The organism is Kitasatospora sp. NPDC059812, assembly GCF_042732075.1.
GTDB lineage: Bacteria > Actinomycetota > Actinomycetes > Streptomycetales > Streptomycetaceae > Kitasatospora.
Map to the genome: position 1 here is coordinate 158275 of NZ_JBHWIO010000005.1, position 5568 is coordinate 163842.

A 5568-nucleotide genomic window follows, 5' to 3' on the forward strand; every position below is an offset into this window, starting at 1 on the left:
CTCCACTCCCCCCCCCCCGCTCTTTTTGCGCGGGGGCCATCGGGTGGGGGGGGGGGGCCGTTAACTGGGGCCGCCGCACTTTGAATTTTCTCGGGGCTGTTCAGCCCCCGCCGGTGCTCCCGGACTGCCGGGGCAGCGCCAGCGCCACGGTGTCCGCGAACTCCCGCACCGCGCTCGTCCGGCTGACCACCCGGCCGCTGTGCACCACCAGTCGGCTGTGGCCGCCCGCGAGCGCCCCGGCCAGGCTGTCCCCGCGCACCGCCAGCAACTCCGCCGGGAACCCGGCGTCCACCCGGACCGGCGGCAGCCCGAGCGCCGCCCGGGCCTGGTTCGCCACCGCGTCGTACGCCGCCTCCAGGTCCAGCTCCCCGCCCGCCGCCAGCAGGTACGCCGACTCCAGCGGATCCGCCCGGCCGACCGGGTTGGACTGGTCCCGCAGCGCGCCGCTGCCGGCCGCCAGCGGCACCCGGGCCTCCGTCAACTCCCGCAGCAGGCCCGGCCGCAGCCCTGGCACCCGGCCCTCCAGCCCGGTGCAGCCGCCGTTCTGCGGCAGGCAGACCACCCGAACCCCGCCGGCCGCCAGCACCGTGGACGCACCCCGGGCCAGCGCCCCGCACGGCCCGAGCGTCACCCGCGGCCGCAGCGGGGCCAACGCGCTGACCAGCCGCGCGAGTTGGGCCGGATCGCCAGCCGTGGTGTGCAGGTCCACCGGGCAGTCCGCCTCCCGGGCGGCCTCCAGCAGCACCTGGACGTACCCGGCCGGATCCGGGTCCAGCTCCGGGCAGCCGCCGGCCGCGGTGGCGCCCAGCTTGAGCGCGTCGCGCAGTTGCGCCCGGCCGTCGGCGCCGGCCCGGCCGGTGAGCAGCCGGGGCATCGCCACCGCCTGGAGTTCGGCCAGGCCGCGCAGCGCCTGCCGGGCGGTGAGCACCGCCTCCAGCCGGCGCAGCCCGTGCACGTCGCCGATCCGGACGTGGGTGCGCTGGGCGGTGGCGCCGTAGCCGAGCGAGGCGAGCGCGGCCTCGGTGACCCGTCGGGTGAGGTCGCCGGGGCTCTCCGGGGGCGGGGCGGACAGGGCGGCCGAGAAGGCGGTGTCGTAGTGGGCGTGCGCCTCGGCGGGGGCCGGCAGCAGCAGGTAGCCCTTGAGGTCGATCCGGGCGCCGGTGGTGACGGTGGGTGCGCCGGGCAGGGCGGGGAGCGGGCCGAGGCTGCCGACGGTGCCGACGGCCTGGATCCGGTCCCCGCTGATCCGGACGTCCACCACCCGCCCGTCGGCCAGTCGGGCGCCGGTGAGCAGGAGGACCGGTCCGTGCCCGAGCGGGTTGGCTGTCGGGCCGGAGCCGGAGTGCGGTCCGTCGGCGGCTGCGCTGTCCATCGCAGGCTCCTTCCCGCGCTGGCCCGTCCGGTCGGCCGGACCGTCCTGATCCCGGGTCGTCCTGACGCCCCGGGCCGTCCCCGTCGATGAGGGTCGAGCCTATGGCGCGTGGGGGCGGGGCGCTCGGAGGCGGGCAATAGTCGTATCGGGTCGGGCCGTGCGGCTGGTGGGCCGATCGAACGCGGGGCCTTGGATCGTCCGTCCGTTCACCTCGCCGACCTGCGGTCTTCGCGTCGGGATACGGATTTCACCTCTGGGCGCGGAACGTGTAATCTCTTCCTCGTTCGCCCCTATAGCTCAGTCGGTAGAGCGTCTCCATGGTAAGGAGAAGGTCTGCGGTTCGATTCCGCATGGGGGCTCTGGTGAAAAGCAGTCGGCTTCGGTTGTGCTGCGGATCACTGTGGCGGTGTAGCTCAGTTGGTAGAGCAAGCGGCTCATAATCGCTGTGTCACCGGTTCAAGTCCGGTCACCGCTACCCCGCGTAGTCGGTCGGGAGATCGCACTCCCGGTCGGCTACTCTTGTTGTGTTCTTATTCGTTGTCCCAGGAAGGCACTCCCGTGGCTGCCACCGACGTCCGCCCGAAGATCACGCTGGCCTGCGTGGAGTGCAAGGAGCGGAACTACATCACCAAGAAGAACCGGCGTAACGACCCGGACCGTCTTGAGATGAAGAAGCACTGCCCCCGCTGCAACTCGCACACCGCGCACCGCGAGACCCGCTGACCCTCTCGCAGGGCATCGGGCCTGTGTGACAGGTCTTGAGCTCCGGGCCGCATCCCTCAGGGGGTGCGGCCCGGAGTTTTTCGCGTATGCACCCATGCGCGCCCCGCCGGCGGCAACGGCCGCCGGATCCACCGTGCTTCCGAGGAGTTGCCCCATGGCACTCGACCCCTCCTTCATCGGGCGGACCTACCCGCCCACCGAGCCGTACGAGGTCGGCCGGGAGAAGATCCGCGAGTTCGCGATCGCGATCGGGGACACCAATCCGGCGTTCACCGATCCGGCGGTGGCGAAGGCGCTGGGCCACCCCGACGTGATCGCCCCGACGACCTTCCCGTTCGTGATCACCTACCAGGCGGCCTCCCAGGTGGTCGAGGACCCGGAGCTGGGCCTGGACTACAGCCGAGTGGTGCACGGGGACCAGAAGTTCTCCTACTCCCGCCCGGTGCTGGCCGGCGACCGGCTGACGGTCGCGGTCACCATCGACAACATCAAGTCGCTGGCGGGCAACGACGTGCTCACCGTGCGTGGCGAGGTGTCGGACGCGATCGGCGAGCACGTGGTGACGTCGGTCATGACGCTGGTGGCCCGGGCCGCCGACGAGACGGGGAAGTGAACACGATGGCGATCAGCTACGACGAGGTCGAGGTCGGCACCCAGCTGCCGGCGCAGTCCTTCCCGGTGACCCGCGACACCCTGGTGCGGTACGCGGGCGCCTCCGGCGACTTCAACCCGATCCACTGGAACGAGAAGTTCGCCGTGGAGGTCGGCCTGCCGGACGTCATCGCGCACGGAATGTTCACCATGGCCGCGGCCATTCGGGTGGTCACCGACTGGGTCGGCGACCCGGCCGCGGTGGTCGAGTACGGCGTCCGCTTCACCCGCCCCGTCCCGGTGCCGAACGACGGCGTCGGCGCGGTGGTCGAGGTGTCGGCGAAGGTCGCCAAGCTGCTGGACGACCGCAAGGTACAGGTCGACCTGCTGGCCACCACCGGCGGGCAGAAGGTGCTCGGGATGTCCAGGGCGGTCGTCCGGCTCGCCTGAAGGCCCCTCGGCCCCAGGTGTGTCCGGCCGCGGCGGGGCCCGTCCGACGGGATTCCCGCCGCGCCCGTCGGCCTTGCGAAGATAGTGATTGGCCACTAACTTTGCTCCCATGGCGAGGGCGAGCATGCGGATGAGTGCGGAGGAGCGGCGCGAGAGCGTCGTTCGCGCCGCAGTGATCGAATTCGCCAGGAGCGGCTACCGGGGGACGTCCACCGAGGCGATCGCCCGCCGGGTGGGTGTCTCGCAGCCGTACCTGTTCCGGCTGTTCCCCGGCAAGCAGGCGATCTTCACGGCCGCCGCCGAGCGCTGCATCGAGGAGACCTGGAAGGTCTTCGACGAGGCCTCGGTCGGGCTGACCGGGCCGGCGGCCGCCCAGGCGATGTCCGAGGCGTACCTGGGCCTGGTCGCGGACGGCGAGCAGCTCATGATGCAGATGCAGCTCTACGTCTCGGTGTTCGCGGCCCGGACGACCGGCGAGGACGAGATCGGGGAGACCGCCCGGAGGCTCTGGGAGGAGCTGTTCGAGCGGGTCAGGGGCCGGATCGGCGGTGACGTGCAGGGCACCGCGGAGTTCTTCGCGTACGGGATGCTGATCAACACGCTGGTGGCGCTGGGGTACCCCCGGGACCACCGGATCTGGAGCGGCCTGGGCTTCGGGGAGCACGAAGAGCACGGAGAGCACGGCGAGGGCGGGGAGTAGCGGGCCGCACGGTGGAGTCCGTGCGGCCTTTTTTCGGGCCTCGAAAGTTAGTGATCAATAACTATCTAAGACCCCTGGGGGGAAACCATGACGGAGAGAACGGAAGAACAGGGCCTGGGACGGCTCGGTGTCTGGACGCTGGTGATCACCAGCGTCGCGGGCTTCATGGCCAGCCTGGACAACCTGGTCGTCACCACCGCGCTGCCGTCCATCCGCGAGGACCTCGGCGGCGGGCTGTCCGACCTGGAGTGGACGGTCAGCGCCTACACCCTGTCCTTCGCCGTCCTGCTGATGTTCGGCGCCGCGCTCGGCGACCGGTTCGGCCGCCGCCGGATCTTCCTGGTCGGGCTCACGCTCTTCACCGTCGGCTCCGCCGCGGCCGCCCTCTCGCCGGGCATCGGCGCGCTGATCGCCGCCCGCGCCGTCCAGGGCGCCGGCGCCGCGGTCTCCATGCCGCTCACCCTCACCCTGCTCACCGCCGCGGTGCCGGCGGCCAGGCGGGGTCTGGCCTTCGGCATCTGGGCGGGCGTCAACGGCCTGGCCGTCGCCACCGGACCGCTGGTCGGCGGGACGCTCACCGAGCACTTCTCCTGGCAGTGGATCTTCTGGGTGAACGTCCCGGTCGGCCTCGTCCTGATCCCGCTCGCCGCCCTCAAGCTCCGCGAGAGCCGGGGCGCCAACCCGGCGCTGGACGTGGTCGGCACGATCCTGGTCAGCCTGGGCCTGTTCGGCGTCGTCCTCGGCCTGATCCGCGGCAACCCGAACGGCTGGACCAGCCCGCTGGTGCTCGGCTCCCTGATCGGCGGCGTCGCGCTGCTCACCGCCTTCGTGCTCTACGAGCAGCGCTGGGCCCGGCACCCGATGCTCCCGATGCGGCTGTTCCGCAGCCGGGCCTTCTCCGCCGTCAACGCCTCCGGCCTGCTGATGTTCCTCGGCATGTTCGGCTCGATCTTCCTGATCAGCCAGCACCTGCAGAGCGTGGGCGGCTACAGCCCGCAGGAGGCCGGCATCCGGATGCTCCCGTGGACCGGCATGCCGCTGATCGTCGCCCCGATCGCGGGCATCCTGGCCGACCGCTTCGGCGGCCGCCCGATCGTGGTCACCGGGCTGCTGCTGCAGGGCGCCGGCCTGGCGATGTACGCGGCGATCACCAGCGGCAGCACCGGCTACGACTACGCCGCCGAGATCCCCGCCGTGGTGATCTGCGGCATCGGCATGTCGCTGTACTTCGCCCCGACCGCCGCCCTGGTGATGGACAGCGTCCGGCCGGAGGAGCAGGGCATCGCCTCCGGCGCCAACAACGCGCTGCGCGAGGTCGGCGGCGCGCTCGGCGTGGCCGTCCTCTCGGCGGTGTTCTCGGCGCAGGGCGGGTACACGTCGGAGCAGTCCTTCATCGACGGGCTGGTGCCCGCGCTGTACGTCGGCGCCGGGGTGGTGGCGGTCGCGGCGGTCTGCGCGTTCTTCCTCCCGCGCCGGGTGAAGCCCGCGGCCGTCGCCGACGAGCCGGCGGCCGTGGAGCCGGAGCAGGCCGGTGCCGAGCAGACCGGTGCCGAGCGGGCCGAGGATGCGGCGCCCGTCCACGCCGAGGCCTCGAAGGCCTGACCGGCCGATCCGGGTGCGGGTGCGGGTGCGGGTGCGGGTGCGGGGGGGGGGGGGGGGGGGCGGGCGCGGCGCGCCCCCCCCGCGCCCCCGCGACGCACTCGCCGCGCGGGGGGCCGCCGCGGCCGGCGCC

At 72.6% G+C, this 5568-nt stretch carries 6 protein-coding genes and 2 tRNA genes; 7 read left to right on the plus strand and 1 reads right to left on the minus strand.

From position 1 onward, the window contains the following. Positions 1–100 precede the first annotated feature (100 nt). Positions 101–1372: a hydrolase gene (locus ACFV6D_RS04500; RefSeq protein WP_380558343.1), complete on the minus strand. Its 1272-nt coding sequence runs from the start codon at positions 1370–1372 to the stop codon at positions 101–103. Between the two features lie 286 nt (positions 1373–1658). Between ACFV6D_RS04500 and ACFV6D_RS04505 the strand changes: the two genes are divergently transcribed. The 7 genes from ACFV6D_RS04505 to ACFV6D_RS04535 all read left to right on the plus strand — a co-directional run bounded on the left by ACFV6D_RS04505 (position 1659) and on the right by ACFV6D_RS04535 (position 5438). Further along, positions 1659–1731 (plus strand) — tRNA-Thr (locus ACFV6D_RS04505). 43 nt (positions 1732–1774) lie between these two features. Beyond that, positions 1775–1847, plus strand: a tRNA-Met gene (locus tag ACFV6D_RS04510). A gap of 83 nt (positions 1848–1930) precedes the next feature. Continuing rightward, positions 1931–2095, plus strand: a complete 165-nt coding sequence (gene rpmG, locus ACFV6D_RS04515; RefSeq protein WP_006604855.1) for a 50S ribosomal protein L33 — start codon at positions 1931–1933, stop codon at positions 2093–2095. Between the two features lie 154 nt (positions 2096–2249). After that, the gene (locus tag ACFV6D_RS04520; protein WP_363369376.1) at positions 2250–2708 is read left to right on the plus strand and encodes a MaoC family dehydratase N-terminal domain-containing protein; all 459 of its coding nucleotides are present in this window, start codon (positions 2250–2252) and stop codon (positions 2706–2708) included. Positions 2709–2713: 5 nt separating this feature from the next. Further along, positions 2714–3136 (plus strand): MaoC family dehydratase, encoded by a 423-nt coding sequence (locus ACFV6D_RS04525; RefSeq protein ID WP_063351327.1) that lies wholly within the window; start codon positions 2714–2716, stop codon positions 3134–3136. Between the two features lie 109 nt (positions 3137–3245). Further along, positions 3246–3836 carry a TetR/AcrR family transcriptional regulator gene (locus ACFV6D_RS04530; RefSeq protein ID WP_380558346.1) on the plus strand — a complete coding sequence of 197 codons (591 nt, stop codon included), beginning with the start codon at positions 3246–3248 and terminating at the stop codon, positions 3834–3836. Positions 3837–3923: 87 nt separating this feature from the next. Continuing rightward, complete coding sequence (locus tag ACFV6D_RS04535) at positions 3924–5438, plus strand: MFS transporter (RefSeq protein WP_380369619.1); 1515 nt, start codon at positions 3924–3926, stop codon at positions 5436–5438. Positions 5439–5568: the final 130 nt, after the last annotated feature.

What these genes read in the sequence shown, in the direction of transcription:
- ACFV6D_RS04530 (WP_380558346.1), top strand. Translation starts at nt 3,246, where the DNA reads ATGGCGAGGGCGAGCATGCGGATGAGTGCGGAGGAGCGGCGCGAGAGC.
- ACFV6D_RS04525 (WP_063351327.1), top strand. Translation starts at nt 2,714, where the DNA reads ATGGCGATCAGCTACGACGAGGTCGAGGTCGGCACCCAGCTGCCGGCG.
- ACFV6D_RS04520 (WP_363369376.1), top strand. Translation starts at nt 2,250, where the DNA reads ATGGCACTCGACCCCTCCTTCATCGGGCGGACCTACCCGCCCACCGAG.
- ACFV6D_RS04535 (WP_380369619.1), top strand. Translation starts at nt 3,924, where the DNA reads ATGACGGAGAGAACGGAAGAACAGGGCCTGGGACGGCTCGGTGTCTGG.
- ACFV6D_RS04500 (WP_380558343.1), bottom strand. Translation starts at nt 1,372, where the DNA reads ATGGACAGCGCAGCCGCCGACGGACCGCACTCCGGCTCCGGCCCGACA.